This is a genomic window from Pseudomonas sp. 10-1B, from assembly GCF_000935045.1.
Taxonomy (GTDB): Bacteria; Pseudomonadota; Gammaproteobacteria; order Pseudomonadales; family Pseudomonadaceae; genus Aquipseudomonas.
On the sequence record NZ_JYKS01000063.1, the window covers coordinates 1 to 26,084 of the forward strand.

Annotated in this window: 23 protein-coding genes; 13 read left to right on the forward strand and 10 right to left on the reverse strand. The window is 64.0% G+C overall.

The window, feature by feature from the left end; translation table 11 throughout:
• Window positions 1–171: 171 nt before the first annotated feature.
• A complete protein-coding gene (locus TZ03_RS25575; RefSeq protein WP_051101157.1) occupies window positions 172–996 on the reverse strand; it encodes an aldo/keto reductase in 825 nt (274 codons plus the stop codon).
• Window positions 997–1,239: 243 nt separating this feature from the next.
• Here TZ03_RS25575 and TZ03_RS25580 point away from each other — a divergent pair, with 243 nt between their 5' ends.
• From TZ03_RS25580 to TZ03_RS25595, 4 genes are all read left to right on the forward strand, one after another.
• Window positions 1,240–2,118 carry a DMT family transporter gene (locus tag TZ03_RS25580; RefSeq protein WP_051101158.1) on the forward strand — a complete coding sequence of 293 codons (879 nt, stop codon included), beginning with the start codon at window positions 1,240–1,242 and terminating at the stop codon, window positions 2,116–2,118.
• Between the two features lie 321 nt (window positions 2,119–2,439).
• Complete coding sequence (katG, locus tag TZ03_RS25585; protein ID WP_051101159.1) at window positions 2,440–4,698, forward strand: catalase/peroxidase HPI; 2,259 nt, start codon at window positions 2,440–2,442, stop codon at window positions 4,696–4,698.
• A gap of 260 nt (window positions 4,699–4,958) precedes the next feature.
• Window positions 4,959–6,170, forward strand: coding sequence for a M24 family metallopeptidase (locus TZ03_RS25590; RefSeq protein WP_051101160.1), 1,212 nt, complete (start codon window positions 4,959–4,961; stop codon window positions 6,168–6,170).
• 181 nt (window positions 6,171–6,351) lie between these two features.
• A complete protein-coding gene (locus TZ03_RS25595) occupies window positions 6,352–7,686 on the forward strand; it encodes an MFS transporter (RefSeq protein WP_051101161.1) in 1,335 nt (444 codons plus the stop codon).
• A gap of 129 nt (window positions 7,687–7,815) precedes the next feature.
• Here the strand turns inward: TZ03_RS25595 and TZ03_RS25600 are convergent, their stop codons facing one another.
• A complete protein-coding gene (locus TZ03_RS25600; protein WP_051101162.1) occupies window positions 7,816–8,808 on the reverse strand; it encodes a GlxA family transcriptional regulator in 993 nt (330 codons plus the stop codon).
• A 179-nt stretch (window positions 8,809–8,987) separates the two neighbouring features.
• Between TZ03_RS25600 and pssA the strand changes: the two genes are divergently transcribed.
• Window positions 8,988–10,316 carry a CDP-diacylglycerol--serine O-phosphatidyltransferase gene (gene pssA, locus TZ03_RS25605; RefSeq protein WP_082056725.1) on the forward strand — a complete coding sequence of 443 codons (1,329 nt, stop codon included), beginning with the start codon at window positions 8,988–8,990 and terminating at the stop codon, window positions 10,314–10,316.
• A gap of 224 nt (window positions 10,317–10,540) precedes the next feature.
• On the opposite strand, the gene TZ03_RS25610 is transcribed toward pssA, so the two are convergent.
• The gene (locus TZ03_RS25610) at window positions 10,541–10,888 is read right to left on the reverse strand and encodes a hypothetical protein (protein WP_051101163.1); all 348 of its coding nucleotides are present in this window, start codon (window positions 10,886–10,888) and stop codon (window positions 10,541–10,543) included.
• Here TZ03_RS25610 and TZ03_RS31160 point away from each other — a divergent pair.
• From TZ03_RS31160 to TZ03_RS25620, 3 genes are all read left to right on the forward strand, one after another.
• A complete protein-coding gene (locus TZ03_RS31160; protein ID WP_160297753.1) occupies window positions 10,887–11,039 on the forward strand; it encodes a hypothetical protein in 153 nt (50 codons plus the stop codon). The genes TZ03_RS25610 and TZ03_RS31160 overlap by 2 nt on opposite strands.
• A 143-nt stretch (window positions 11,040–11,182) precedes the next feature.
• Window positions 11,183–12,328: a GGDEF domain-containing protein gene (locus TZ03_RS25615; RefSeq protein ID WP_051101164.1), complete on the forward strand. Its 1,146-nt coding sequence runs from the start codon at window positions 11,183–11,185 to the stop codon at window positions 12,326–12,328.
• Window positions 12,329–12,413: 85 nt separating this feature from the next.
• A complete protein-coding gene (locus TZ03_RS25620; protein ID WP_051101165.1) occupies window positions 12,414–13,160 on the forward strand; it encodes an SDR family oxidoreductase in 747 nt (248 codons plus the stop codon).
• Between the two features lie 12 nt (window positions 13,161–13,172).
• On the opposite strand, the gene mapR is transcribed toward TZ03_RS25620, so the two are convergent.
• The 3 genes from mapR to TZ03_RS25635 all read right to left on the reverse strand — a co-directional run bounded on the left by mapR (window position 13,173) and on the right by TZ03_RS25635 (window position 16,399).
• Window positions 13,173–14,582: a GntR family transcriptional regulator MpaR gene (gene mapR, locus TZ03_RS25625; protein WP_051101166.1), complete on the reverse strand. Its 1,410-nt coding sequence runs from the start codon at window positions 14,580–14,582 to the stop codon at window positions 13,173–13,175.
• A gap of 52 nt (window positions 14,583–14,634) precedes the next feature.
• A complete protein-coding gene (ccoG, locus tag TZ03_RS25630; RefSeq protein ID WP_051101167.1) occupies window positions 14,635–16,038 on the reverse strand; it encodes a cytochrome c oxidase accessory protein CcoG in 1,404 nt (467 codons plus the stop codon).
• 121 nt (window positions 16,039–16,159) lie between these two features.
• On the reverse strand, window positions 16,160–16,399 hold the full coding sequence (locus TZ03_RS25635; RefSeq protein WP_051101168.1) for a DUF3203 family protein: 240 nt from the start codon (window positions 16,397–16,399) through the stop codon (window positions 16,160–16,162).
• Window positions 16,400–16,651: 252 nt separating this feature from the next.
• On the opposite strand from TZ03_RS25635, the gene TZ03_RS25640 reads away from it, so the two are divergent.
• On the forward strand, window positions 16,652–17,170 hold the full coding sequence (locus TZ03_RS25640; protein ID WP_051101169.1) for an MgtC/SapB family protein: 519 nt from the start codon (window positions 16,652–16,654) through the stop codon (window positions 17,168–17,170).
• 532 nt (window positions 17,171–17,702) lie between these two features.
• Here TZ03_RS25640 and TZ03_RS25645 read toward each other — a convergent pair.
• The 3 genes from TZ03_RS25645 to TZ03_RS25655 all read right to left on the reverse strand — a co-directional run bounded on the left by TZ03_RS25645 (window position 17,703) and on the right by TZ03_RS25655 (window position 20,095).
• Window positions 17,703–18,602 carry a hydroxymethylglutaryl-CoA lyase gene (locus tag TZ03_RS25645; protein WP_051101170.1) on the reverse strand — a complete coding sequence of 300 codons (900 nt, stop codon included), beginning with the start codon at window positions 18,600–18,602 and terminating at the stop codon, window positions 17,703–17,705.
• 19 nt (window positions 18,603–18,621) lie between these two features.
• Complete coding sequence (locus TZ03_RS25650; protein ID WP_051101171.1) at window positions 18,622–19,020, reverse strand: MerR family transcriptional regulator; 399 nt, start codon at window positions 19,018–19,020, stop codon at window positions 18,622–18,624.
• Between the two features lie 199 nt (window positions 19,021–19,219).
• The gene (locus TZ03_RS25655) at window positions 19,220–20,095 is read right to left on the reverse strand and encodes a helix-turn-helix domain-containing protein (RefSeq protein ID WP_051101172.1); all 876 of its coding nucleotides are present in this window, start codon (window positions 20,093–20,095) and stop codon (window positions 19,220–19,222) included.
• Window positions 20,096–20,267: 172 nt separating this feature from the next.
• Between TZ03_RS25655 and pobA the strand changes: the two genes are divergently transcribed.
• Complete coding sequence (pobA, locus tag TZ03_RS25660) at window positions 20,268–21,455, forward strand: 4-hydroxybenzoate 3-monooxygenase (RefSeq protein ID WP_051101173.1); 1,188 nt, start codon at window positions 20,268–20,270, stop codon at window positions 21,453–21,455.
• A gap of 60 nt (window positions 21,456–21,515) precedes the next feature.
• On the opposite strand, the gene TZ03_RS25665 is transcribed toward pobA, so the two are convergent.
• Window positions 21,516–22,166 (reverse strand): ankyrin repeat domain-containing protein, encoded by a 651-nt coding sequence (locus tag TZ03_RS25665; protein ID WP_051101174.1) that lies wholly within the window; start codon window positions 22,164–22,166, stop codon window positions 21,516–21,518.
• Window positions 22,167–22,283: 117 nt separating this feature from the next.
• Between TZ03_RS25665 and ggt the strand changes: the two genes are divergently transcribed.
• The 3 genes from ggt (at window position 22,284) to sodC (ending at window position 25,654) form a co-directional block, all read left to right on the forward strand.
• A complete protein-coding gene (ggt, locus tag TZ03_RS25670; RefSeq protein ID WP_051101175.1) occupies window positions 22,284–24,074 on the forward strand; it encodes a gamma-glutamyltransferase in 1,791 nt (596 codons plus the stop codon).
• 70 nt (window positions 24,075–24,144) lie between these two features.
• On the forward strand, window positions 24,145–25,026 hold the full coding sequence (locus TZ03_RS25675; RefSeq protein ID WP_051101178.1) for a LysR substrate-binding domain-containing protein: 882 nt from the start codon (window positions 24,145–24,147) through the stop codon (window positions 25,024–25,026).
• A 112-nt stretch (window positions 25,027–25,138) separates the two neighbouring features.
• Window positions 25,139–25,654, forward strand: coding sequence for a superoxide dismutase family protein (gene sodC, locus TZ03_RS25680; RefSeq protein WP_051101176.1), 516 nt, complete (start codon window positions 25,139–25,141; stop codon window positions 25,652–25,654).
• Window positions 25,655–26,084 lie beyond the last annotated feature (430 nt).

Sequence of the window (26,084 nt, forward strand, 5' to 3'; positions counted from 1 at the left end):
TTGTCTGGACTGGCCTCATCGCCGGCAAGCCAGCTCTCACAGGTGCTGCAGAGGGCTTGAGGCCTATGCGGTACCTGTGGGAGCTGGCTTGCCGGCGATGAGGCCAGTCCAGGCAAATACAAGACCGTTGCTCCCACAGAGTCGCGTCGGCTGTTAGATACGGAGCAGCACTCAGCTGTTCCAGTCCGGCGCAAACTCCGGGTTGACCACGCGCTGGTCCTTCGCCAACCCGGCAATCGCCGCGCGGTCTTCATCATCCAGTTGCACGTTCAACGCCGCCAGGTTGGCCAACTGGTTGTCGCGGCTGCTGGCCTTGGGGATCGCCGCCACGCCGTCCTGGTCCAGCAACCACTTCAGTGCCACCTGGCTGGGTAGCACACCATGCTTGCGGGCGATCGCCTGAATCACCGGCTGCGCCGCCGCCTGCCCGCGGGCCAGTGGGGTATAGGCGGTGAGCAACAGATCGTGGCGGCGGGCGTAGTCGAGCAACGCTTGCTGGTCGAGCAGCACGTGGTATTCCACCTGGATCGCCGACAACGGCGCGCCCAGGGTTTCGACCACCTGGCGCAACAGCCCCAGCGGGAAGTTGGCCACGCCAATGCTGCGCGCCTTGCCCTCGTCACGCAGCGCTACCAGAGTTTCGATGCTGCGGGCCAGGTCCCAGTCCTTGCCGGGCCAGTGGATGTGGAACAGGTCGACCTGCTCGGTGCCCAGCGCGCGCAGGCTGTCCTCCAGCGACTGGCGCATGGCCTTGGGCTGCAGGCGGTCCCACCACACCTTGGTGGTCAGATGGATCTGCTCGCGCGGCACGTCGCTGTCGCGCAGGGCCTGGCCGACGGCCGCTTCGTTGTCATAGGCGGTGGCGGTGTCGATGTGCCGGTAACCCACTTCCAGCGCCTGGCGCACGGCCTGGGTGCATTCGCTGCCAGTCATCGGCCAGGTGCCAAGGCCGATCGCAGGGAGGTCCAGGCCGTTACGGGTGGTGAGCCTTTGCATGTAAATTCCTTGTAGGTTGGGGGGCACGGTCGATGGTCGACGATCCACACGGCACGAGCCATGCGTGCAAGGCACAAAGTGGTCGATCAGCGAACAAAAATTGCAATCGCCCTGGACAAGCGGCAATTGAACTTCCTTATTCTTCGGCATCTCTTCTAGAATTCGAGCTGTTGCATCCGCCAGGCCATGCCTGCGCGGCCTTCCCAGGGCGCTGCATGGAGCCGCGCCGTCATCGAGAGAGCCATGAGTTCCAGCACCCCGCTGTCCGGCGTCAACCAACCCCTGCGCGGTATCGCCCTGGTAGTGGTGGCGACGTTCCTGTTTGCCAGTCACGATGCCCTGTCCAAGTTCCTCGGCGGTCTGTACCCGATCATCATGGTGGTGTGGGCGCGTTATGTGGTGCATACGTTGCTGATGGCCGGCATTTTCCTGCCCAAGTCCGGCCTCAACGTGCTGCGCACCCGCCGCCCGCTGTTGCAGACCCTGCGCGCCTTGAGCTTGCTGAGTACCAGCCTGCTGTTCACCACTGGCCTGCAATACCTGCCGTTGGCCGAGGCCACTGCGGTCAACTTCCTCGCCCCGGTGCTGGTGACCGCGCTGTCGGCACCGCTGCTGAAAGAGCGGGTGACGGTGGGGCAGTGGGTGGCGGTGGTAATGGGTTTCATCGGCGTGCTGGTGGTGGTGCACCCGGGTGGGGCGATGTTCACCCCGGCCATCCTGTATCCGTTCGGCTCAGCGCTGGGTTTCTGCTTCTACCAGCTGCTGACACGCATTCTGGCCGCCCATGACAGCCCGACCACCAGCAACTTCTATGCTGGGCTGTGCAACACCCTGGCGATGAGTGCACTGGTGCCGTTCTTCTGGGAGATGCCACGTTGGGACCATGCGCTGCTGATGCTGGCGCTGGGTGGCTTCGGCATGACCGCGCACCTGCTGCTGACCCAGGCCTTCCGCCATGCGGCGCCGGCGTTGCTGGCCCCGTTCAGCTACTGCCAGATCGTGTTCGCCGGGCTGCTCGGGCTCGTGGTCTACAGCCAGGTGCCAGACACCCTGAGCCTGGTGGGTATTGCGGTGATCTGCCTCAGTGGGCTGGGGGCGGCGTGGATGCAGCGGGGCAAGTAAACCCTGCGCAGTACCTTGTGGAAGCGGGTTCGCCCGCGAAAGGGCTGGTGCCGCAAAACCCTGACAGAGCGAGCCTATCAGCGCTCAATAGCCACTCTATTAGACCTCTGCCCAAGCTCGGCTAGTCTTTCCCGTGGCCCCGCGAATTCCGCGAGTGGGCGGCGTGCCTGCACCTGCGTGCAAGGCCGTGCCGAGCCGCCGCGACAGTTTCGCCAGCCCCGTGTAGACCTGATGAGGGGTAGCACGAGCCCACGCGCTCGGCTGAAAGAACACCTGGCATTAGACCGGAAATCTGGATAACCGACCCAAAGGTACCCGCAGATGTCGAATGAATCGAAATGCCCGTTCCATCAAACCGCAGGTGGCGGCACCAGCAACCGTGACTGGTGGCCTGACCAGCTCAACCTGAGGATTCTTCACCAACATTCGTCCAAGTCCGACCCGATGGACCCGGACTTCGACTACGCCAAGGCGTTCAAGAGCCTCGACTTTCAGGCTCTGAAAAAAGACCTGACCGCCTTGATGACCGACTCCCAGGACTGGTGGCCCGCTGACTTCGGCCACTACGGCCCACTGTTCATCCGCATGGCCTGGCACAGTGCCGGTACCTACCGCATCGGCGATGGCCGTGGGGGCGCAGGCTCTGGCCAGCAGCGTTTCGCACCACTCAACAGCTGGCCGGACAACGTCAGCCTGGACAAGGCCCGGCGCCTGCTGTGGCCGATCAAGCAGAAGTACGGCAACAAGATCTCCTGGGCCGACCTGATCGTGCTCACCGGTAACGTCGCCCTCGAATCCATGGGCTTCAAGACCTTCGGCTTCTCCGGCGGCCGCGCCGATGTATGGGAGCCGGACGAAGATGTGTACTGGGGTTCGGAAAAGGTCTGGCTGGGCGGTGATACCCGCTATGGCAAGGAACAGGTCAAGGCCCAGCCGCCAGGCCAGGGCGACCTGGTGGCCGAGCCGGCCAAGCGCCCCGAGGAGGAAAGCCGCGACCTCGGTAGCGAACGCAACCTGGAAAACCCGCTGGCTGCGGTGCAGATGGGCCTGATCTACGTGAACCCGGAAGGCCCGGAGGGTAACCCCGACCCGGTGGCCTCGGGCAAGGACATCCGTGACACCTTCGGCCGCATGGCCATGAACGATGAAGAAACCGTAGCCCTGATCGCCGGCGGCCACGCCTTCGGCAAGACCCACGGTGCTGGCCCCGCCGACAATGTCGGCGCCGAGCCGGAAGCGGCAGGCCTGGAACTGCAAGGCCTGGGCTGGGCCAACAAATATGGCACCGGCAAGGGCGGGGACACCATCACCAGCGGCCTGGAAGTGATCTGGACCTCGACCCCCACGAAATGGAGCAACGAGTACCTCAACAACCTGTTCAACTTCGAGTGGGAGCTGACCAAGAGCCCGGCAGGCGCCCACCAGTGGCGGCCGAAGGAGGGCAAGGGCGCAGGTACCGTACCGGATGCCCACGACCCGGCCAAACGCCATGCACCGTCGATGCTCACCTCTGACCTGGCCCTGCGTTTCGACCCGATCTACGGGCCGATCGCCCGCCGCTTCAAGGACAACCCAGACCAGTTGGCGGATGCCTTCGCCCGTGCCTGGTACAAGCTGATCCACCGTGACATGGGCCCATTGGCGCGCTACCTGGGTCCGGAAATGCCTAACGAAGAGCTGCTGTGGCAAGACCCGATCCCCAAAGTCGACCACCCGCTGGTGGGCGAGCAGGACATTGCCGCGCTCAAAGCCAAGGTGCTGGCCATGGGCCTGAGCGTTGGCGAGCTGGTTGCCACTGCCTGGGCAGCGGCTTCGACCTTCCGTGGTTCGGACAAGCGTGGCGGGGCCAACGGTGGCCGCCTGCGCCTGGCGCCGCAGAAGGACTGGCCGGCCAACCAGGGCACCGGCAAGGTGCTGGCGGCACTGGAGCAGATCCAGGCCGAATTCAATGCCGGTGGCAAGAAGATCTCCCTGGCCGACCTGATCGTCCTGGCCGGCGCCGCTGCGGTGGAAAAGGCCGCCAAGGACGCCGGGCATAACGTCAACGTGGCGTTCCGCCCGGGGCGTGCCGATGCCTCCCAGGAGCAGACCGATGTCGAGTCGTTTGCCGTGCTGGAACCGCTGGCCGATGGCTTCCGCAACTTCACCAAGGAGCGCTACAGCGTCAAGGCCGAGAAGCTGCTGCTGGACAAGGCCCAGTTGCTGACCCTGACTGCGCCGGAACTGACCGTGCTGATCGGTGGCTTGCGCGTGCTGGGGGCCAACCATGGCGGCAACCAGCAGGGCGTGTTCACCGACAAGGTCGGCACCTTGAGCAATGACTTCTTCCGCAACCTGCTGGACATGGGCGTGGAATGGAGGCCGACCTCGGCGGACAACGAAACCTTCGAAGGCCGCGACCGCAAGACCGGGCAGGTGAAGTGGACCGGCAGCCGGGTAGACCTGGTGTTCGGCTCCCATGCCCAGTTGCGGGCGTTGAGCGAGGTGTATGGCAGTGGTGATGGCGGTGACAAGTTCGTCCGGGACTTTGTGGCGGCCTGGGAGAAGGTTATGGAGCTGGATCGCTTTGACCTGAAATAACCTCGCTGGAAATTGGGGGCGCTTTGCGCCCCATCGCCGGCAAGCCAGCTCCCACAGGTACCGCGCAGAGTTCAGGAATTGCGCGATCCCTGTGGGAGCTGGCTTGCCGGCGATGGGCTGCAAAGCAGCCCCCCAAGGCCATTGGCAATCCCGCCAATTTCAGGTCGGATAGATACAAAAGCGTCCTCGTTCGTTCTGTTGCAATGCTTTCAAGGCGGCCGGCCTGAACAGCGTGCTCACAACGACAAGGAACCCCGACCATGCAAATGCCCAAGACCCTGAAAATCCGCAACGGCGACAAGGTACAGCCGACCTTTTCCGCCCAGGAATACGCTGCCCGCCACGCCCGTCTGCGGGCCTACATGGCCGAGCAGGACATCGAGGCGGCAATCTTCACCTCGTATCACAACGTCAACTACTACAGCGATTTCCTCTACTGCTCGTTCGGCCGCCCCTATGCGCTGGTGGTGACCCAGGACAAGGTGGTCTCGATCAGTGCCAACATCGATGGCGGGCAACCCTGGCGGCGCACGGTCGGCAGCGACAACATCGTCTACACCGACTGGCAGCGCGACAACTTCTTCGTCGCCATCCAGCAGGCGCTGCCGTTGGCCTCACGCATCGGAGTGGAGTACGACCACCTCAACCTGCAGAACCATGGCAAGCTCGCCGCCTGCTACCCCAAGGCCGAGCTAGTGGATATCGGCGCGCCGTGCATGCGCATGCGCATGATCAAGTCGGCCGAGGAGCAGGCACTGATCCGCCACGGTGCCCAGGTGGCCGATATCGGCGGGGCGGCGGTGGTCGAGGCGCTGCGCGAGGATGTGCCTGAATACGAAGTGGCGCTGCATGCCACCCAGGCGATGGTCCGTGAAATCGCCAGGCGCTTCCCGGACGCCGAGTTGATGGACACCTGGACCTGGTTCCAGTCCGGGCTCAACACCGATGGCGCACACAACCCGGTAACCAGCCGTCGGGTCGGCAAGGGCGAGATCCTCAGCCTCAACTGCTTCCCGATGATCGCCGGCTATTACACCGCCCTGGAGCGCACACTGTTCCTCGACCACTGCCCGGACGAGTACCTGCGCCTGTGGCAGGCCAACGTCGAAGTGCACGAAGCCGGGTTGCAACTGGTACGGCCAGGTATGCGTTGCAGTGACATCGCCCGGGAGCTGAACGAGATCTTCCTGCGCCATGACCTGCTGCAGTATCGCACCTTCGGTTATGGCCACTCGTTCGGCACCTTGAGCCACTACTACGGCCGCGAGGCGGGGCTGGAGCTGCGCGAAGACATCGACACGGTGCTGGAGCCGGGCATGGTGGTGTCGATCGAGCCGATGATCATGTTGCCCGAAGGGCGACCAGGGGCGGGCGGGTACCGCGAGCATGACATCCTGATCGTCAACGACAACGGTGCCGAGAACATCACCAAATTCCCGTATGGGCCGGAGCACAACATCATTCGCAAATAAGGACCGACACTGCCTCATCGCCGGCAAGCCAGCTCCCACAGGTACTGCGCAGCATTCAGCACCTGTGGAGGACCCTGTGGGAGCTGGCTTGCCGGCGATGAGGCCAGTGCAGACAACAAAAATATCACTGTATGACCACCAGACCCTGCCTCCAATTAAAAGAACCAGAGGGTACCCCGTCATGTCCAGCACCACCCTGAACGCTTCCACCCTCGAAGGCGCCGCTCATGGCGCCGAACGTCAGGCCTTGCGCAAGGCCGCCCGGGCCAGTTTCATGGGCAACTTCGTCGAATGGTTCGACTACGCCGCCTACGGCTACCTGGCCACCATCATCGCCGCCACCTTCTTCCCGCAAACCGACAAGACCACCGGCTTGCTGGCGACCTTCGCGGTATTCGCCCTGTCGTTCCTGGTGCGCCCGCTGGGCGGCATCGTCTGGGGCCACTTCGGTGACCGCCATGGCCGGCGCAACGCGTTGTCGTGGTCGATCCTGATCATGTCGGTGTCGACCTTCTGCATCGGCCTGTTGCCAGGCTATGCGCAAATCGGCCTGTGGGCGCCGTGCCTGCTGTTGCTGATTCGCCTGGTGCAGGGCTTTTCCGCTTCGGGCGAATACGCCGGTGCCGCCGCCTTCCTTGCCGAATACGCGCCGCCCGGCAGGCGCGGCCTGTACACCAGTATCGTCCCGGCCAGCACGGCGGCGGGGTTGCTGTTCGGCGCGGCGTTCGTGGCAGTGCTGCACGAGTCGCTCAGCAGCGAGGCCTTGCATGAGTGGGGCTGGCGCCTGCCGTTCCTGCTGGCTGCGCCGTTCGGGTTGGTGGGGCGCTACATCCGCATGAGCCTGCAAGACACCCCCAAGTTCCTGGAGATGGAGCAGCGCCTGGAAAACAAGGTTTGCATGGCCCCGACGCCGCTGCGCGAACTGCTGGGCCAACACCGGCGCAGCCTGGCCATCGGCATTGGTGTCACTTGCCTGAATGCGGTGGCGTTCTACCTGCTGCTCAGCTACATGCCCACCTACCTGTCCAGTGAAATGGGCATGAGCGAGCGCGACTCGTTCATCGCTTCGACGGTATCGCTGGCCACCTATATCGGTTTGATCTTCCTGATGGGGCGGCTGTCCGATCAGTTTGGCCGCAAGACCATGCTGGTGGTGGCGTCGCTGTTGTTCCTGGGGCTGACCGTGCCGTTGTTCCGCTTGCTCGACGGGCAGCCGCTGCTGGTGATCCTGGCGATCCAGATCTTCTTCGGGGCGATGCTGGCGATGAACGACGGGACCTTGCCATGCCTGCTGGCGGAAATTTTCCCGACCCGTGTGCGCTTCAGTGGTTTCGCCCTCAGCTTCAACGTGGCCAATGCCCTGTTTGGCGGGACTGCGCCATTCATCGCCACCTGGTTGATCCAGGTAACGGGTAGCAAGCTGGCACCGGCGGGGTACTTGCTGGCGGCGGCACTGGTGGCGCTGCTGGCGATGCTGATGTGCCGGGAGACAGCGCACTCGGCTCTGGAGGATTGATCAGCCTGCACTGGCCCTATCGCCGGCAAGCCAGCTCCCACAAGTACAGTGCAAATCCCTAAACCAGTGGGATCCCTGTGGGAGCTGGCTTGCCGGCGATAGGGCCAGTGCAGAAGACACACCTTTCAATCAATGCAAAGAAGCCTGCCGCCGCTCCCCCAGCGGCGACAAGCCGAAGAACCGACTGTAACTCTTGGAAAAATGCGCCGGCGAGCTGAACCCGCACGCCAGTGCCACCTCGCGCACCTGGACGTCGCTGCGCAGCAGCAACTCCCGTGCCCGCGATAGCCGCAACTCCAGGTAATACTGGCTGGGCGTGCGTTGCAGGTACTTGTGGAACAGGCGCTCCAGCTGGCGCACGGTCACCTCGTTGAGGCTGGCCAGCTCTTCCAGCCCCAACGGCTCTTCCAGGTTGGCTTCCATGATCGCCACCACCTGGCTCAGCTTGGGCTGGGCGCTGCCGAGCAAGGTGCGCAGCGGCACCCGCTGGCGTTCGCGCTCGCCACGCACCCGGTCGCACAGCAACAGCTCGGCCGCCTTGGCCGCGATGTCCTGGCCGCCGGCCTCGCGGGCCACTAGCTGCAGCATCATGTCCATGGCCGCTACGCCGCCCGAGCAGGTATAACGGTCGCGGTCCAGTTCGAACAGCTGGCTGGAGATGACGATGCCGGGGAACTGTTCCTGCAACGTCGGCAGGTCTTCCCAGTGGATGGTGCAGCGGTAACCTTTGAGCAGTTCGGCCTTGGCCAGCAGGTAGCTGCCCGTGCAGATACCGCCCAGCGGCAAGCGTTGGCGGGCCAGCTGGCGTAACCAGTCGATCAGCGGGCGGTTGCCACGGCCGCGGTCGATCGGGTTGGCGCCGACCACCAGCAGGGCATCCAGTGCGGGGGCGTTGGCGATGCTGTAGTCGGGCAGTACGCGCATGCCGTTGCTGGCCATCACCGGCGCATCGTCCGCAGCGATCAGTACGCTGCGAAACAGCGGCTGGCGTGCGGCCAGGTTGGCCATGCGCAGGGTCTCCACCGCCGACGCCAGGCCAATGGTGGTGAAATTGGGCAAGATCAGGAAACCGAAGGTTTTTGACCTGCCAGGCGGTAGGTATGCAGAAGCGGGGTGGACCATTGCGCTGTTCCTGTGCAAGCTGAGGCATGGTTGGTCAGGGGCAGTGAGCAAAACAGCCTCGCGTGGTTCTTGTTGTTATAGGTCGTTGCCGGGTCGATCTTACACCCCGGGCGCAGCGGCCAGGAATGGCCCGCCGGCTGGCAGGGCCGACAGTGATTGCACACAGAAGGTGATCGTTAGTGAACCCCGAATCCATGCTGGCGGCATTGCCAGGCTACGCCATGGCGGCCGAGTCGATCCAGGTGCTGCCCGATGCCAAGGCCTACCGCGCCTGCCTGCTCGAGCGCATCCGCGCCGCGACCCGGCGCATCGTCATCGTTGCGCTGTACCTGCAGGAGGACGAGGCCGGCCAGGAAGTGCTGGATGCCTTGTACCAGGCCAAGGCCGCCCGGCCGGGCCTGGAAATCACCATCGTGGTCGACTGGTTTCGTGCCCGGCGCGGCCTGCTGGGGGCCGGGCGCCAGCCGGGAAATGCCGCCTGGTACCAGGCCCAGCGCCAGCACCACGGGCTGGACATCGTGATACACGGCGTGCCGGTACAGACCCGCGAGCTGTTCGGCGTGTTGCACCTCAAAGGCAGCATCATCGACGACTGCGTGATCTACACCGGCGCCAGCCTGAACAACGTGTACCTGCACCGCTTCGACCGCTACCGCCTGGACCGCTACCACCTGTTCCAGTCGGCGGCACTGGCCGACGCCATGGTCGAGCTGGTGCGGCGCTTGCTGCACCACACCGCCACCCCGCGCCTCGACCTGCCGGCGCCACCCTCTACCCGCAGCCTGCGCGGCGACATCCGGCGCCTGCGCGCCCGGCTACGGCGCATGGCCTACGAGGCACCGGCCGGGGTGGCGGGGCAGGGCCTGCGGGTGATTCCGCTGTTGGGCGTGGGGCGTGGCAACCCGCTGAACCGGGCACTGTGCACCTTGCTGGCGGCGGCGCGCACGCAGGTCATCATCAGCACGCCGTATTTCAACCCGCCGCGGGTGTTGATACGCGAGCTCGACCATGCCCTGGCGCGGGGAGTGCGGGTGGAGCTGATAGTCGGTGACCGCACGGCCAACGACTTCTACATCGCTCCCGGCGAGCCGTTCAGCGCCAGCGGCGCGTTGCCGTATCTGTACGAAGACAACCTGCGCGCCTTCACCCGGCGCCGCCATGTCGCGATTGCCAGCGGCCAACTGCAAGTGCGGATCTGGAACGACCCTGGGCATACCTTCCATGCCAAGGGGGTGTGGGTCGACCAGCGTTATTCGCTGCTGACCGGTAACAACCTGAACCCACGGGGGTTCAACCTGGACCTGGAGAACGGCCTGCTGATCGATGACCCCCTGGGGCAATGGCTGGTACCACGGGAAGCGGAGCTGGCGGCGCTGCGCCAGCATGCGCCGGAGATTGGCTCGGCAGAAGCGCTGGGTATCAAGGCCGAGCACCCCAAGGAAGTGCGCAAGTTCTTGCGGCGGCTGCGCTATAGCCGGCTGGAGCCGTTGATCAAGCGGGTGCTCTGAGGTATTGCCCCATCACCCAGCTTGGGGCCGCTTTGCGGCCCATCGCCGGCAAGCCAGCTCCCACAGGGTCGCGCAACTCCTGAATGCTGCGCGGTCCCTGTGGGAGCTGGCTTGCCGGCGATGGGCTGCATAGCAGCCCCAGCAATAGTGGTGGGCTGAAATCGAGGGGGGCTTTGCGAGCCTTTCGCTGCCCCACGGGCGGGTTTTCAGCCATAGGCAACGGCCTACTGTGCCGGGGCCAGGCGAATACCGCTCACCTGCACCTGATCATCGGGCTTGAAGCGGGCATTGGGCGAGCGATAGCGCTGTGTGCTGCCGTCGTCGTGGCGCACCACGTAGGCCTGGTCGCTGTGCCCGCTGCCTTGTTGTACGGCAGCACCGCCAAATGCGCCCAGGACGGCGCCAGCGACGGCCCCGAACGGGCCGCCCAGCGCGGCACCGAGCATCAGGCCGCTGACGCCGCCAGCGCCATAGCCGATGGTATTGTCGGGGCTTGCCGACAGCACCTCGTCGGCGCAGGCGGGCAGGGCGATGGACAGGCTCATCGCCAGAGGGAGGAGGAGCGTTTTCATGATGATTATCCGCAAGGCAGGTATTGGCGAAAGAGAACGGTTCAGCTTTCGTGCCAAGTGGTCAGCCCTTGCAAACCGGGCTGTTGCGCCGGGTTGTTGTCATTACGACAGCGATTTCTGTGGTGCGAATGACACGCCGATGTCAATATGACATCGCCTGCGCACGGGCTGGGCTATCCTGTGCAGTCAAGTGTGCACGGCCCCTCTGAAAAGTCATCGTCAGCGCATACAATCGGGCCCTTTTAATCGTTAACCAGATAGGCCGATCCGTATATGGCGCTTGATCCATCCACGATGCTGACCCTCTCGATTGCCCTGGCCGCCGCGGCTGCCTTGTATCTGGCGGTCGAATGGCGCAGCGTTGGCGAGCCGTCGCTGCTGCTGTGGAGCGCAGGCTTTGCCACCATCATGATCGGCTCCACCCTGGCTTTGCTGCGGGGCATCGGCTTGCTGCTGATCGGTATCTGGTTCGCCAATGGTTTGCTGGTAGTGGCGCACTGGTTCTTCCTGGCGGGGGTGTTGCGCTTTACCCAGGTGCGTCTGTCACCTACTTGGCTACTGGTCGTCCTGGTGTGGTTCGCCTTGCTGCTGTTGCCCGTGGGGCCGCAGTGGTCGAAGGTGATGCTGATGGTCAATTCGTCGCTGGTGGCGCTGCTGACGCTCAAGGCCAGCTTCCTGTTGCGGCCCCATGGCAAGTCGCTGAGTGTCGGCGCGGTGCAGTTGCGCTATGTGTTGCTGATTCATGGGCTGTTCTACGTGGCCAAGGCGCTGATCGCGGTCATGCCGGGTACGCTGATCGATCTGGCGACCTTTGGCGGGCTGATCATTCAGGTTTCCTTGGTCGAAGGGGTGATGGCGATCATGTTGATCGCCTTGTCGATGACGGGCACCGTGCGTTACCGGCGTGAGGAGCGGATTGCCCGCTTGGCAGCCCGCGACCCGCTGACCGCCCTGTACAACCGGCGCGCGCTGGAGGTGCGGGCGATGCATTTCTTCAAGGATGTGAGCCCGGCACAGCCAGGGGCGTTGCTGTTGATCGACATCGACAATTTCAAGCTGGTCAACGACCTGCACGGGCATGTGGCGGGGGACCGCTTGCTGATTGCCCTGAGCGAGATGATTCGCACGCTGCTACCCGAGCGCTCGCTGGCGGCGCGCCTGGGCGGCGATGAGTTCGTCATTCTGCTGAGCAGGGCGACCAGCGCGGGGGTGATGGAACTGGGTGGGGTGTTGCGGGAACAATTCCAGCAGTTTGCTGGCAAGACGATGCCGACGCCGCAGGCGGTCACCTTGAGCATTGGCGTCAACCTGTTCGATCAGCCGCCGGCGAGTTTGGCGGCGCTGATCGAGCAGGGGGATGTGGCGTTGTACCAGTCCAAGCGGGGTGGGCGCGACAGTATTCGCTTTGTCGAGCGGCCGATGGCCGACCTCGGCCAATGATTGAGCTGAGCTGACTTTGGTCATTCCCATGTGCGGCCTTTTCGCCTATCGTCGATAGTCCCTTCCCCAAGCGATTGGCAGGTTCATGGAGAAAGTCATCGTCATCACCGGTGCCAGTCGCGGCATCGGCGCCGCCACCGCGCTGTTGGCCGCGCACCAAGGCTACCGCATCTGCATCAACTACAACGCCGACGACCAGGCCGCCGAAAATATTCTCAGCCAGGTCCGTGCCCTGGGCGTCGAGGCCATCACCGTACGCGCCGATGCCAGCGTCGAGGATGAGGTCATCCAACTGTTCCAGCGCGTCGACGAAGAGCTCGGCCCGGTCACCGCGCTGGTCAACAACGCCGGCACCATCGGCCAGCAGAGCCGGGTCGAGGACATGTCCGAGTTCCGCCTACTCAAGGTCATGAAGACCAACATCGTCGGCCCCATGCTTTGCGCCAAGCACGCCCTGTTGCGCATGGCACGCCGACATGGCGGGCAGGGTGGGGCCATCGTCAACGTGTCATCGGTGGCCGCACGCCTGGGCTCGCCCAACGAATATGTCGACTATGCCGCCTCCAAAGGCGCGCTCGATACCTTCACCATCGGCCTGGCCAAAGAGGTGGCGGGCGAGGGCGTGCGGGTCAACGGCGTACGCCCGGGTTACATCCATACCGGTTTCCATGCGCTATCCGGCGACCCTGACCGGGTCAGCAAGCTGGAACCCGGCTTGCCCATGGGCCGCGGTGGGCGCCCCGAGGAAGTGGCCGAGGCCATCCTCTGGTTGCTTTCGGACAAGGCCTCCTACTCCACTGGCAGTTTCATCGACCTGGGCGGCGGGCGCTGATCCAGGCGCCCATCAGAACGAGCGAATGATTCGCCCGAGGGTTTCCATGGCCTGTTCGGCACCATCATGCCAGGGGCTGCCGTAGTTCAGGCGGATGCAATTGCCGAAGCGCCGTGTGGGCGAGAAAATTGGCCCGGGGGCGATGCTGATGCCTTGGGCCAGGGCCATGTGGAACAGTTTGAGGGCGTCCATCTGTTCGGGCAGCTCCAGCCACAGGAAGTAGCCGCCGGAGGGCTGGCTGACCCGCGTCTGCGCCGGAAAGTGACGGGCGATGGCCGCGAGCATGTTGGCCTGCTGGCCTTCCAGGGAGTAGCGCAGCTTGCGCAGGTGGCGGTCGTAGCCGCCGTGCTGCAGGTAGTCGGCGATGGCGGCCTGGGCCGGCATCGACGCGCATAGCGAGGTCATCAGCTTGAGTCGCTCGATCTTTTGCGCAAAGCGCCCGGCTGCCACCCAGCCGATGCGGTAGCCAGGTGCCAGGCTTTTGGCGAACGAGCCGCAGTGCATCACCAGGCCTTGGGTGTCGAAGGCCTTGGCCGGCTTGGGGGCCTGTTGCGCGTAGTACAGCTCGGCGTACACGTCGTCCTCGATCAACGGCACCTGATGGCGTGCCAGCAGCTCCACCAGCGCCTGCTTCTTCGCCTCCGGCATGCTCGCGCCCACCGGGTTCTGGAAGTTGGTCATGCACCACACGGCTTTTACCGGGTGCTTTTCCAAAGTCTGCGCCAGTACGTCCAGGTCCATGCCCCCGCGCGGGTGCACGGGGATTTCCACGGCCTTGAGCTTGAGCCGCTCCAGCACCTGCAGGCAGGCATAGAACGCCGGTGCCTCGATGGCCACCAGGTCACCGGGCTGGGTGACGGCCTGCAGGCACAGGTTCAGGGCTTCCAGCGCGCCGTTGGTGATCAGTAGTTCTTCCATCGGCAACATCAGCCCGCCAACCATGTAGCGCAGGGCAATCTGCCGACGCAGTTGCGGGTTGCCGGGCGACAGGTCGGTCACCACCATGCGCGGGTCCATGCTGCGGCTGGCGCTGGCCAGCGAGCGCGACAGGCGCTGCAGCGGGAACAGCTCGGGGCTGGGGAAGGCCGAGCCGAATGGCACGGTGTTGGGGTCCTTGATCGAGTCGAGGATCGAGAACACCAGCGCGCTGACGTCGACATCGGTGGACTCGCTGACCGGCTGCAATGCCTGTGGTTCGCTGAAATGGCGCGGGGCGTGAGCGTTGACGAAGTAGCCTGAGCGCGGCCGGGCGCGGATCAGCCCACGCCGTTCCAGCAGGTAGTAGGCCTGGAACACGGTGGAAGGGCTGACCCCGTGGGTCTGGCTGGCATAGCGCACCGAGGGCACGCGCTGGCCGGGGCCCAGCACCCCCGAGCGGATCAGTTCGGCAATGTCGTCGGCGAAGCGTTCGTAGCGTTTCATTCTGGCCTTCTGTCGAAGCCTGGCAGGCAAGGTGGAGAATCAGTGTAAGGGATCAGCGGTTCAGCGGTGCGACGAAGCGGCTGTGGGCCACGCTGCGGATGGCGGGGGCGTCGCGCTCGCGGATTTCGAAGCTCAGCGTCTGCGAACTGTTGGCCGGGCGTTCGGCAAGCATCGCCACCGACACCGGCAGTTCGCTCATTTCGCCGGCCGGGATCACCAGTGCGGTCTTGCCTTGCAAGGTGAAACCATCGGCGTCCAGCAGGCGCAGCTCATAGTGCTGGGTGCGCTCGGTCTTGTTGATGACCTTGAGCAGGTAGATGTTCTCGATCTGGCCCTGGGCATTCTCGCGGAACAGGCCACGGTCCTTGATCACGTCCAGCGATACCATCGGGCGCAGCTGCAAGGCCAGCACCAGTGCGGCGATCATGACCCCCAGCGCAGCGGCGTAGCCCAGCAGACGTGGGCGCAGCCAGTGGGTGGTGCCGCCCTGCAGGCTGTGTTCGGACTTGTAACCAATCAGGCCGCGGGCGTAACCCATCTTATCCATCACCCCGTCGCAGGCGTCGATGCAGGCCGCGCAGCCGATGCAGGCCATTTGCAAGCCTTCGCGGATATCGATGCCGGTGGGGCACACCTGCACGCACAGGGTACAGTCGATGCAGTCGCCCAGGCCCTGGGCGCGGGCGTCGCTGCCTTTCTTGCGCGGGCCGCGGGTTTCGCCGCGACGTGGGTCATAGGCGACCGCCAGGGTGTCCTTGTCGAACATCACGCTCTGGAAGCGTGCATAGGGGCACATGTGCAGGCACACCGCCTCGCGCAGCAGGCCGGCATTGATGTAGGTGGCGGCGGTGAAGAACAGCACCCAGAACAGTGCCACGCCGCCCAGTTGCAAGGTGAACAGTTCCACCGCCAAGGGGCGGATCGGGGTGAAGTAGCCGACGAAGGTCAGGCCGGTGAGCACGCCGATGGCCAGCCACAGGCCGTGCTTGAGCGTGCGGCGGGCCAGTTTGTTCACGCTCCAGGGCGCGGCGGCGAGTTTGATGCGCTGGTTGCGGTCACCTTCGGTGAGCTTCTCGCACCACATGAACAACCAGGTCCAGGTGCTTTGCGGGCAACTGTAGCCACACCACACACGGCCGGCATAAACGGTGATGGCGAACAGGCCGAAGGCGCAGATGATCAGCAATGCCGAGAGCAGGATGAAATCCTGTGGCCAGAAGGTGGCGCCGAAGATGTGGAACTTGCTGTTGCCCAAGTCCCACAGCACGGCCTGGCGGCCGTTCCAGTCCAGCCAGGCGGTGCCGAAGAACAGCACGAACAAGGCGCCGGCGAAGCCGATGCGCAGGTTGCGATACAGCCCAGTGAAGCTGCGGGTGTGGATGCCGCTGTCGGTGCGTCGTGGGTGGGCGTTGGCTGGGGCAGTGGCGATCTCTATGAAAGGGATTCTATCGTTCATGGCTCGGTGCTCATCAGGCCTCGATCAGGCATGAGCACTATGGCCCCGAGGCTGTTATCAGCACAGGCTCAGGTTTTGCGATAAAAACCATATCAGATTACCTGCCTGGCCCTGCCAGGCCTCAGATTACCGAGCCTGGCGCGCTGGCCTTCAGATGCCTGCGGCTATCCACCGCACCCGCCACGGTCAGTGCGTCGGCCTCGGCTTCGGTGATCGGCACGCGTTGGCCGGCGAGCAGTGCCACTGACATGCGCAGTTGTTCGTCGGTGATGATTTCGATGGCCGGGCCATCGCCCTCGATGCGCAGGTCCTCGCCGATCAGTGTGCAACGGCGGGTGGCTTCGTCGATTTCAACTGGCATGGGGTGATCCTCCTGGGGGTGGTTACAGGGTGGACCGCAGTGAGGGGCGGGTTGCTGCATCAGCAGGCTGAGCGGCACTTTGCGTTGTGTGCAGAGGTCAATCTTTGTAGATGGCAGGCCCGGCCCTTTCGCGGGCTTGCCCGCTCCCACAGGTACTCACAGTTCTTGAAACTTGTGGTGACCCTGTGGGAGCGGGCGAGCCCGCGAAGGGGCCGGGCCTGGTAACACAATGCTCAGCATGGGAACAAGGCAATGGACTTGATCTGGCAAGCAATCCAGGCCGAATTCGCCGATGTCACCGACATCCGCGAGGTCACGCAAATCCTCGTGCGCTTGCTGATGGCGGCCGTGCTCGGTGCCGTGCTGGGCTTCGAGCGCGAGTCCAAAGGCAAGTCGGCCGGCGTACGCACCCACATGCTGGTCTCGCTGGGCGCCGCGCTGTTCGTGCTGGCACCGAGCATGGCCGGGGCCGACGAGCAGGCGCTGAGCCGGGTGATCCAGGGCATTGTCGCCGGTATCGGCTTTCTTGGTGCGGGCACCATTCTCAAGGGTAACGGCCAGGACACCAGCCATGTGAAAGGCCTGACCACCGCCGCCGGGCTGTGGATGACCGCCGCTATCGGCACGGCAGCTGGCATGGGCCGTGAAGCCACGGCGTTGATCAGCACGGTGCTGGCCCTGTTGGTACTGGGCACGATGCCGTTGCTGGTAGAGAAGGTCGAAGGGCAGGCTGAGGAAAAGCAGAAGGAGGAAGAGGGCAGGAAGCACTGAGGGGAGCCGAAGCTCCCCTCAAAGCGTTGTTGCCTGCTCTTTTTTTATTATTGAGACTAGCCTGTTGTTGTTTTTGTCAGCCTGTCTTGGTGTCGCGGGCGACCCCCATGCGGGGTCAAGAGCAAACGTATTTTTTTGAGCGCTGACCTGCCTTCATCATTGCTGATCCGAACCTGGCTGCCGCTACCTTGTGGTAGTTTTATTGTTCTGTGCCAGACCGCGGGGCGTACCCCTGAAAAGCGTGTCGACTCCAAAAAAATCTGCTTGCTACGCCTCTGCCGTGTTGTTCTTGTTATGTCAGAGCCGTTACCTATTGTTTTTATTGGGTGTCACATTTTTTTTGTTGTTGTACCAGAGATATAGCAGGGTGCGTGCCAACTTTTGCAAATCCTTTAAAATCAAGCACTTGCCGAATATGGTCGAAATCGCCTGACCTGAAATTCTGTCGATTTGTTTCCCTGTTACCCGATTTTTTGCTGTGAAACGTGGGGGAGGTAACACTTCACCCACGCCCATGTGACACCCGTATGACTTATTGCGCGCTGCGCGCCCGCGCTACCCGCGACCCATTGTCGCGGCCCAGCACACTGCTGATGCGTTGCCCGGCGGCGATCAGCCGGTCCAGGTCGATGCCGGTCGCGATGCCAAGCCCCTGCAACAGGTAGACCACGTCTTCACTGGCAATGTTGCCGGTAGCACCCTTGGCGTAGGGGCAGCCGCCCAGCCCGGCCACCGAGCTGTCGAACACGCTGATGCCTTCGAGCAGGCTGGCATACACGTTGGCCAGGGCCTGGCCGTAGGTGTCGTGGAAGTGGCCGGCCAGTCGCTCGCGCGGTACCTGTGCCGACACCACCTCGAACAGGCGCCGGGTATCGCCGGCGGTACCGGTACCGATGGTGTCACCCAGCGACACTTCGTAGCAGCCCATGTCGTGCAGGGCGCGGGCCACCGGGGCGACCTGCTCGGCGCTGACCTTGCCCTCGTACGGGCAGCCGAGCACGCACGACACATAGCCGCGTATGCGTACGCCATGGTTGCGCGCGGCTTCCATGATCGGCTCGAAGCGCTTGAGGCTGTCGCTGATCGAGCAATTGATGTTGCGCTGCGAGAAGGCTTCGGAAGCGGCAGCGAACACCGCCACTTCCTTCACCCCTGCCGCCAGCGCGTCCTCGAAACCGCGCAGGTTGGGGGCCAGCGCCGCATAGGTAACACCGGGGCGCTGGTGGATGCCGGCGAACACCTCGGCAGAACCGGCCATTTGCGGTACCCACTTGGGCGAGACGAAACTGCCCACTTCGATATAGGCCAAGCCCGCCTCGGTGAGGTCGTCCACCAGGCGCACCTTGTCGGCGACGCTGATGGGCTGGGCTTCGTTCTGCAGGCCGTCGCGGGGGCCTACTTCGACCAGACGGACTTCTTTGGGCAAGGGCATGGCGGGTTTCCTGTGGCGTTCAGCGGTTGTCTTTATTGTTCAAGGTGGCGGCAAGGGCTTGTTCGCAGCGCTCCTGGGCGGTGTCGAGTTCCAGTTGCATCTGGTGAATGTCAAGCATCTGCTGTTCCAGCTGGGCACGCCGCTCGGCGATTTTCGCCAGCATGCTGTGGAGCTGCTTGAGGTTGCCGCTGGAGGGGTCGTACAGCTCGATCAGTTCGCGGCATTCGGCCAGTGAAAAGCCGATGCGCTTGCCGCGCAGGATAAGCTTCAGGCTGACCTTGTCGCGCGCCGAATAGATACGTTCCAGGCCGCGGCGTTCGGGGCTCAGCAGGCCCTGCTCCTCGTAGAAGCGGATGGCGCGGGTGGTGATGTCCAACTCGCGGGACAGGTCGGAAATGCTGTAGGTCTGGGTGCTCATGCTGGGGCTCGGCGGGGGTTATGCGGGTATCCTGAAGGCAGGTTGACGTTTACGTCAAGCAGGGGGAAGATGTGTGCCGCCTGTGCCGGCCTCTTCGCGGGCTTGCCCGCTCCCACAGGTATTACATCAGTCCTGAGGGCGGCGCCGTCCCTGTGGGAGCGGGCAAGCCCGCGAAGAGGCCGGCACAGGCGAGCACAAATCAGTCTGGCTGCGCCCGCCGATACCCATTCGGCGTCTGCCCACTCAACCGCTTGAACCACCGGGCAAAGTACGTCGGGTCAGTGAACCCCAGGCTATCCGACAACTGCCCGATGCTCATCCGTGTGTAGACAAGATTGCGCCGCGCCTCCAGCAACAAGCGCTGATGCACCACCTGCAGTGCCGTCTGCCCACTCAACGCCCGGCACAGCTGATTCAATTGCAGGCTGGAAACATTCAGGCGTGCGGCAAACTCCTCTACCGACAGGTGCTCGCGGTAATGCGCCTCGACCAGGCGCAAGTACTGCCCCAGCAGCTGGCGGTCACGTTCATCGCGGTTGCGCGGCGCCTGCACCAGCTGCTGGCGGCGGCTGATCCACACCATCAACGCGGTCACCAACGCTTCGAGCAGGGCCGCACGCGCCGGGGCATTGCCCTGGTACTCCTGCTGCAGGGTGTCGATCAGGCTGCGCAGGTGCACGCGGTCATGGCCCAGCGGGTAACACGCCGGTTGCGCCAGCACCGTCAGCGGCGTGCCCAGGCGCTGCTCCAGGATCGCCACCAGTGCCGTACCAAAAGTCAGCACGTGCCCCTGGATATCGGCACTGAAGCGAAAGCCATGCACGGTCATCGGCGGTACCACCTGGATCGCCGCTTCGCCGATGGCACTGTGTACCCCTTCGATCTCTACCTGGGCCTGGCCGCGCTGCACGTACAGCAGTTGGAACAGTTCGGCATGCTGATGCGGCTTGATCTCCCAGTGGTGCAGGCGGCTTCGCGCCGGGATCGACTCGCAGTGCAGCAGGTCGGTGCCGGGCCAGGCTTGGTTTTCGCCATACAGCTTGAACAATGGGACACCGGGGAGGGTGGATTTCATGCGGGCTGGCCTGTCCGTTAATCGAACGATTTTTGTAAAAGTGCAGTTTTTATATGGAATAGCACACTTAACCAGCAGTTTTTGCCAGTAAAAATGCAAGGGCAAACCCTAACAGCAGATGCCGTTCCACTGCCAGCCCAGGGCCGGTATCGTCCGAACAGAGACAACAACAATGAAAACTCAGGTTGCAATTATTGGCGCAGGTCCGTCTGGCCTGTTGCTGGGTCAACTGCTGCACAACGCCGGTATCGACACCGTCATCGTCGAACGCCAGACGCCCGAGTACGTGCTCGGCCGCATCCGTGCCGGGGTGTTGGAACAAGGTACTGTCGACCTGCTGCGCGAAGCCGGCGTGGCCGAGCGGATGGACCGTGAAGGCCTGGTGCACGAAGGTGTCGAGTTGCTGGTTGGCGGGCGCCGCCAACGCCTGGACCTCAAGGCCCTGACTGGCGGCAAGACGGTGATGGTATACGGCCAGACCGAAGTCACCCGTGACCTGATGCAGGCCCGTGCAGCCAGCGGCGCGCCGATCATCTATTCGGCCAGCAATGTCCAGCCGCATGAACTCAAGGGCGAGCGGCCCTACCTGACGTATGAGAAGGACGGCCAGTCGCACCGGCTGGACTGCGATTACATCGCCGGTTGTGATGGTTTCCACGGTGTCTCGCGGCAGAGCATCCCCGAAGGCGTTCTCAAACAGTACGAGCGGGTCTACCCCTTTGGCTGGCTGGGCCTGCTGGCGGATACGCCGCCGGTCAACCATGAGCTGATCTACGCCCATCACGAGCGCGGCTTCGCGCTGTGCAGCCAGCGTTCGCAAACCCGTAGCCGTTACTACCTGCAGGTGCCCTTGCAGGACCGGGTGGAGGAGTGGTCCGACGAGCGTTTCTGGGACGAACTCAAAGCCCGTTTGCCGGCGGAGGTAGCGGCGCAGATGGTCACCGGCCCGGCGCTGGAGAAAAGCATCGCGCCGCTGCGCAGCCTGGTGGTCGAGCCCATGCAGTACGGCCATCTGTTCCTGCTCGGCGACGCCGCGCACATCGTCCCGCCTACCGGTGCCAAAGGCCTGAACCTGGCGGCATCGGACGTCAACTACCTGTATCGGATCCTGGTCAAGGTATACCGCGAAGGGCGCACCGACCTGCTGCAGCAGTATTCGCCACTGGCACTGCGCCGGGTGTGGAAAGGCGAGCGTTTCAGCTGGTTCATGACCCAGTTGCTGCACGATTTTGGCAGCCACAAGGATGCCTGGGACCAGAAGATGCAGGAGGCCGACCGCGAGTACTTCCTCACCTCGCCAGCGGGGTTGGTGAATATTGCCGAGAATTATGTAGGCCTGCCGTTCGAACAAGTGGCCTGACCTGCAATCGCGAAAGCCCGGTCAATACGCAATGCGTGTAGGAGCGTGTCTGGCTGGAAACTAACGAGCCAGCAGCGTCTCCATCTGCCGATACCCCCGCTGGCGCGCATGCTCCAGCGCGGTCACCCCGTCCTTGTCGGCAATCTGTCGATCGGCCCCGGCTGCCAGCAGCCGGCGCACGATCTCCACATGCCGCGGCCCGCCATCACCCAGGATCACTGCCTCCAGCAGCGCAGTCCAGTGCAGGCGGTTCAGGTGGTTCACGTCCACCCCGGCATCGATCAGCATTTGCACGGTCTCGACATGCCCGCGCTCGGCGGCGGGGATCAGCGCGGTGCCCCCATAGCGGTTGGTGCTCTTGAGGTCGGCACCATGGCTCAGGGTCAGACGCAGGATGTCGTTCAGGCCCCGGGCGCCGGCATACAGGTACGGGCTGTCGTCAATGTTGTCCTTGGCGTTCACGTCGGCGCCGGCCTCGATCAGCGCTTTCGCCGCCGCAACCTGGTTGCCATGGGTCGCCACCAGCAGGGCGGTACGCCCTTGGTCATCACGGCTTTCCAGCTGGGCACCTTGTGCCAGCAACTGTTGCAGGGTGCGCACGTCATCGTGGCGGGCGGCGTCGTGCAGGCGGTAGTCCATGGTACTGGTCTCGGCGTGGGCGGCAAGGCTGGTGAACAGGGCAAACAGCAGCGTTGCGAGTGATGGACGCATGGGGTGGGCTCCTCGATAACTTGCTTGCATCCTAGAAAAAACACACCAGGGCTTGAAGTTAAGTTTGCGCATGACCGACAGTGCCTCGCTGAATAGTTGATGGCAGGAAGCAAAACCATGAAATTTCCCATGGCCCTGATGAGCGTCCTATGCCTGGCGGCCGCCAGTGGCTCGGCCTGTGCCGACCAGGTGTTGCCCGCGCCACCCGAATTGGCCTCCGGCTACCGCAATGGCCTGCAGCCTGTGCATGCCAGCAGGCATATGGCCGCCGCCGCCAACCCACTGGCCAGCGAGGCGGGGCGGGCGATGTTGCGCGCCGGTGGCAGCGCTATCGACGCAGCAATCGCCATGCAGATGGTGCTGACCCTGGTCGAGCCGCAATCCAGTGGCATCGGTGGCGGGGCGTTCATCCTCTACTGGGATGGCAAGCGCGTGCAGGCTTTCGACGGCCGTGAGGCTGCACCGGCGGCCGTGACGGAAAAGCTGTTCCTGCAGCCCGACGGTGCGCCAATGCCGTTCAGGGCGGCGCAGATCGGCGGGCGTTCGGTTGGCGTGCCGGGGGTGCTGCGTGCATTGAAGTTGGCCCACGAGCAGCACGGCAAGCTGCCCTGGCGCGAGCTGTTCGCACCGGCTATCGCGCTGGCGCGCAACGGTTTTCCGGTTTCCGAGCGCCTTCACACCCTGCTGGCCGGGGACCCGTTCATTGCCCGTTCACCGGCCATGGCTCGTTACTTCCTGGATGAACAGGGCAGGCCACTGCCGGTGGGAACATCCCTGCGCAATCCCGAGCTGGCCCAGACCTTCGAGCAGATTGCCGCCCAAGGCCCCGAGGCGTTCTACCGCGGCGAGATCGCCGAAGCCATCGTGGCCAAGGTGCGTAGCCACGCCAATGCCGGTTACCTGTCATTGCAGGACCTGCAGCAATATCAGGCCAAGGAGCGCGAGCCAGTATGCGGCCCTTACAAGGCCTGGCGCATCTGCGGCATGCCGCCGCCATCTTCGGGTGGGGTAGCGGTACTGCAGACCCTGGGCATTCTCGAAGCCTTGCAGCGGACTGCAGCGCAGCCCGACCTGGTGACATTGCGGCCTGTGGCGACCTCGTCCGCGGCTGGCCTGGAGGCGCCACCGCTGGCCGTGCACCTGATCGCCGAGGCCGAACGCCTGGCCTACGCCGACCGCGCCCAGTACCTGGCTGACAGCGACTACGTAGCGGTACCGATCAAAGGCCTGACCGACTCCGCCTACCTGGCCAGTCGTGCCACGCTGGTCGGCGAATACAGCATGAAGCGAGCGCGCCCGGGCCAGCCGCAAGGTGCGGACCTGGCCCTGGCGCCTGACCGTTCGCCATTGCGCATTTCCACCTCGCACCTCAGTGCGGTGGATGACAGCGGCCAGGCCCTGGCCATGACCACCTCGGTGGAGGCCGCGTTCGGTTCGCACCTGATGGTCAAGGGCTTTCTGCTCAACAACCACCTGACTGACTTCTCGTTCATCCCCCAGGAGCACGGCAAGCCCGTGGCCAACCGCGTGCAGCCGGGCAAGCGGCCGCTGTCGGCGATGGCGCCAACCCTGGTGTTCTCGCGCACCTCCGGCGAGCTCGTGGCCAGCCTGGGCTCACCGGGTGGCTCGCAGATCATCGGTTACGTGAACAAGGCACTGGTCGGCCTGCTGGATTGGCGACTCGACCCGCAGCAGGCCGCTGGCCTGCCCAACTTCGGTAGCCGCAATGCCGGCACCGAAGTGGAGGCGGGGCTGGCCAGCCCGGCGCTGATCCGCCAGTTGGCGGCCTGGGGCCATGAGGTAACACCGATGACCATGACCAGCGGCATGCAAATCATCCAGCGCAGCGCCACGGGCTGGGCAGGCGGTGCCGACCCCCGGCGCGAAGGCGTAGCCCTTGGCGACTGAGCCTGTGCGTTGCAGTGCATGAGGCCGCGTGATAGAAGTCAGTCTTGCCATTCAGAAGTTGAATACCAAGATGTCTATCAGCGTGAAATCGAATAGAGCCCTGTTCGACCTAGACCTGCTGCGCGCCATTGTCGTGGTGGCCGATTGCGGCAGCTTCACCACCGCTGCCGCCCGCCTGCACTCGACCCAATCGACCATCAGCCAGAAGGTGCGCCGCCTCGAGGACATGGTCGGCCACCGCTTGCTGGTGCGTGGCAACCGTGATGTGTTGCCGACCGATGCCGGGCAGACCTTGCTTGGCTATGCCCGCCACATGCTGGCGCTGAACGACCAGATGCTCGAAGCCCTGGCCGGGGCCATGGTCGGCGTTACCGTGCGCCTTGGCGTGCCCGAGGATTTCGTCGGCGGGCGCACCACCAATGCGCTGTCGGCGTTCAGCCGGCTGCACCCGCAGGTGAAGCTGGAAGTGACCAGCGGCCTTTGCCGCGACCTCAGCCAGGCCTATGACAACGGCGAGCTCGACCTGGTGCTGCTCAAGCAGCGACGCAACAGCCGCGAAGGCGTGGCCTGCTGGCCAGAGCGCCTGCAATGGATCGACAGCGCGCGCATGCCATCTTTCGAGCTGGACCCGATCCCGCTGGTGACCTTCCCGCCACGCGGCCTGTATCGCGACGACATGATTACCGCCATCGAGGGTATGGGCCGGCGCTGGCGCATCAGCTTCACCAGTTCCAGCCTCAGTGGCATCCAGGCTGCGGTCGCCGATGGCATGGGCATCAGCCTGTTGCCGCCACGGGCGGCAACTGCTGAACATCGCGTGCTGGGGGCAGGGCAGGGGTTGCCGGAGGTGGACAGCTACGAAATCGTCATCGTGCACCGGCCGACGGCAGATGTGATGGTCAAGGCATTGGCCGAGGTGATGACACAGTTGTTGGCGGGCGGCGGGATCTAGCGGGTAAGGGAAATGTTTCAGGCTTTAGCTGGATGGAATGCCTGGCAGGTTGTGCAGTCCCACCTAAATACGTGGGTACGACGTCCAACAGCCCAAGCCATGGAGAAACGATATGAAAGTAGTGGTTTTTGCCGCATTGCTGGCCAGCGCTGGCCTCGCCCAGGCGGCCCAGACGGTGGAGCTGACCTTGGCGGGTCCCGATGGCCCAGGCAAGTCGATCGGGACTGTCAGTATCGAGCAGAATAAATATGGCACGCTGCTCACTCCCGACCTCAAGGACCTGCCTCCGGGCGTGCATGGCTTCCACTTGCATCAAAAGGCTTCGTGTGCGCCAGCTGAAGAAGGGGGTAAACCCGTGCCTGCAGGCGCGGCGGGTGGCCATTGGGACCCGGCCTCCACGAACGCCCATAAAGGCCCATACGATGACAGCGGCCACCGTGGCGACCTGCCGGCATTGTATGTAGGACCAGATGGCAAGGCCACCTATCCGGTGCTGGCGCCTCGCCTGAAAGCCGAAGACTTCAAAGGCCACGCGCTGATGGTGCATGCCGGCGGTGACAACCACAGCGACCACCCCGAGAAGCTGGGCGGCGGTGGTGAGCGTGTGGCTTGTGGGGTTGTGCAATAAGCCTGGTATCGCGACACAAGGCTCCTACAGCACCTGTGGGAGCGGGCTTGCCCGCGAAGAATCCTGCGCGGTGGATGGCACCGGCTTTGCCGGTGTTCGCGGCTAAAGCCGCTCCTACACGGGTAGCGTGAGCCCGAAGCCTGCACAGTACCTGTGTAGGAGCGGGCTTGCCCGCGAAGAATCCAGCGCGGTGGATGGCACCGGCGTTGCCGGTGTTCGCGGCTAAAGCCGCTCCCACAGGTATAGCGTGAGCCCGAAGCCTGCACAGTACCTGTGTAGGAGCGGGCTTGCCCGCGAAGAATCCAGCGCGGTGGATGGCACCGGCGTTGCCGGTGTTCGCGGCTAAAGCCGCTCCTACACGGGTAGCGTGAGCCCGAAGCCTGCGCAGTACCTGTGTAGGAGCGGGCTTGCCCGCGAAGAATCCAGCGCG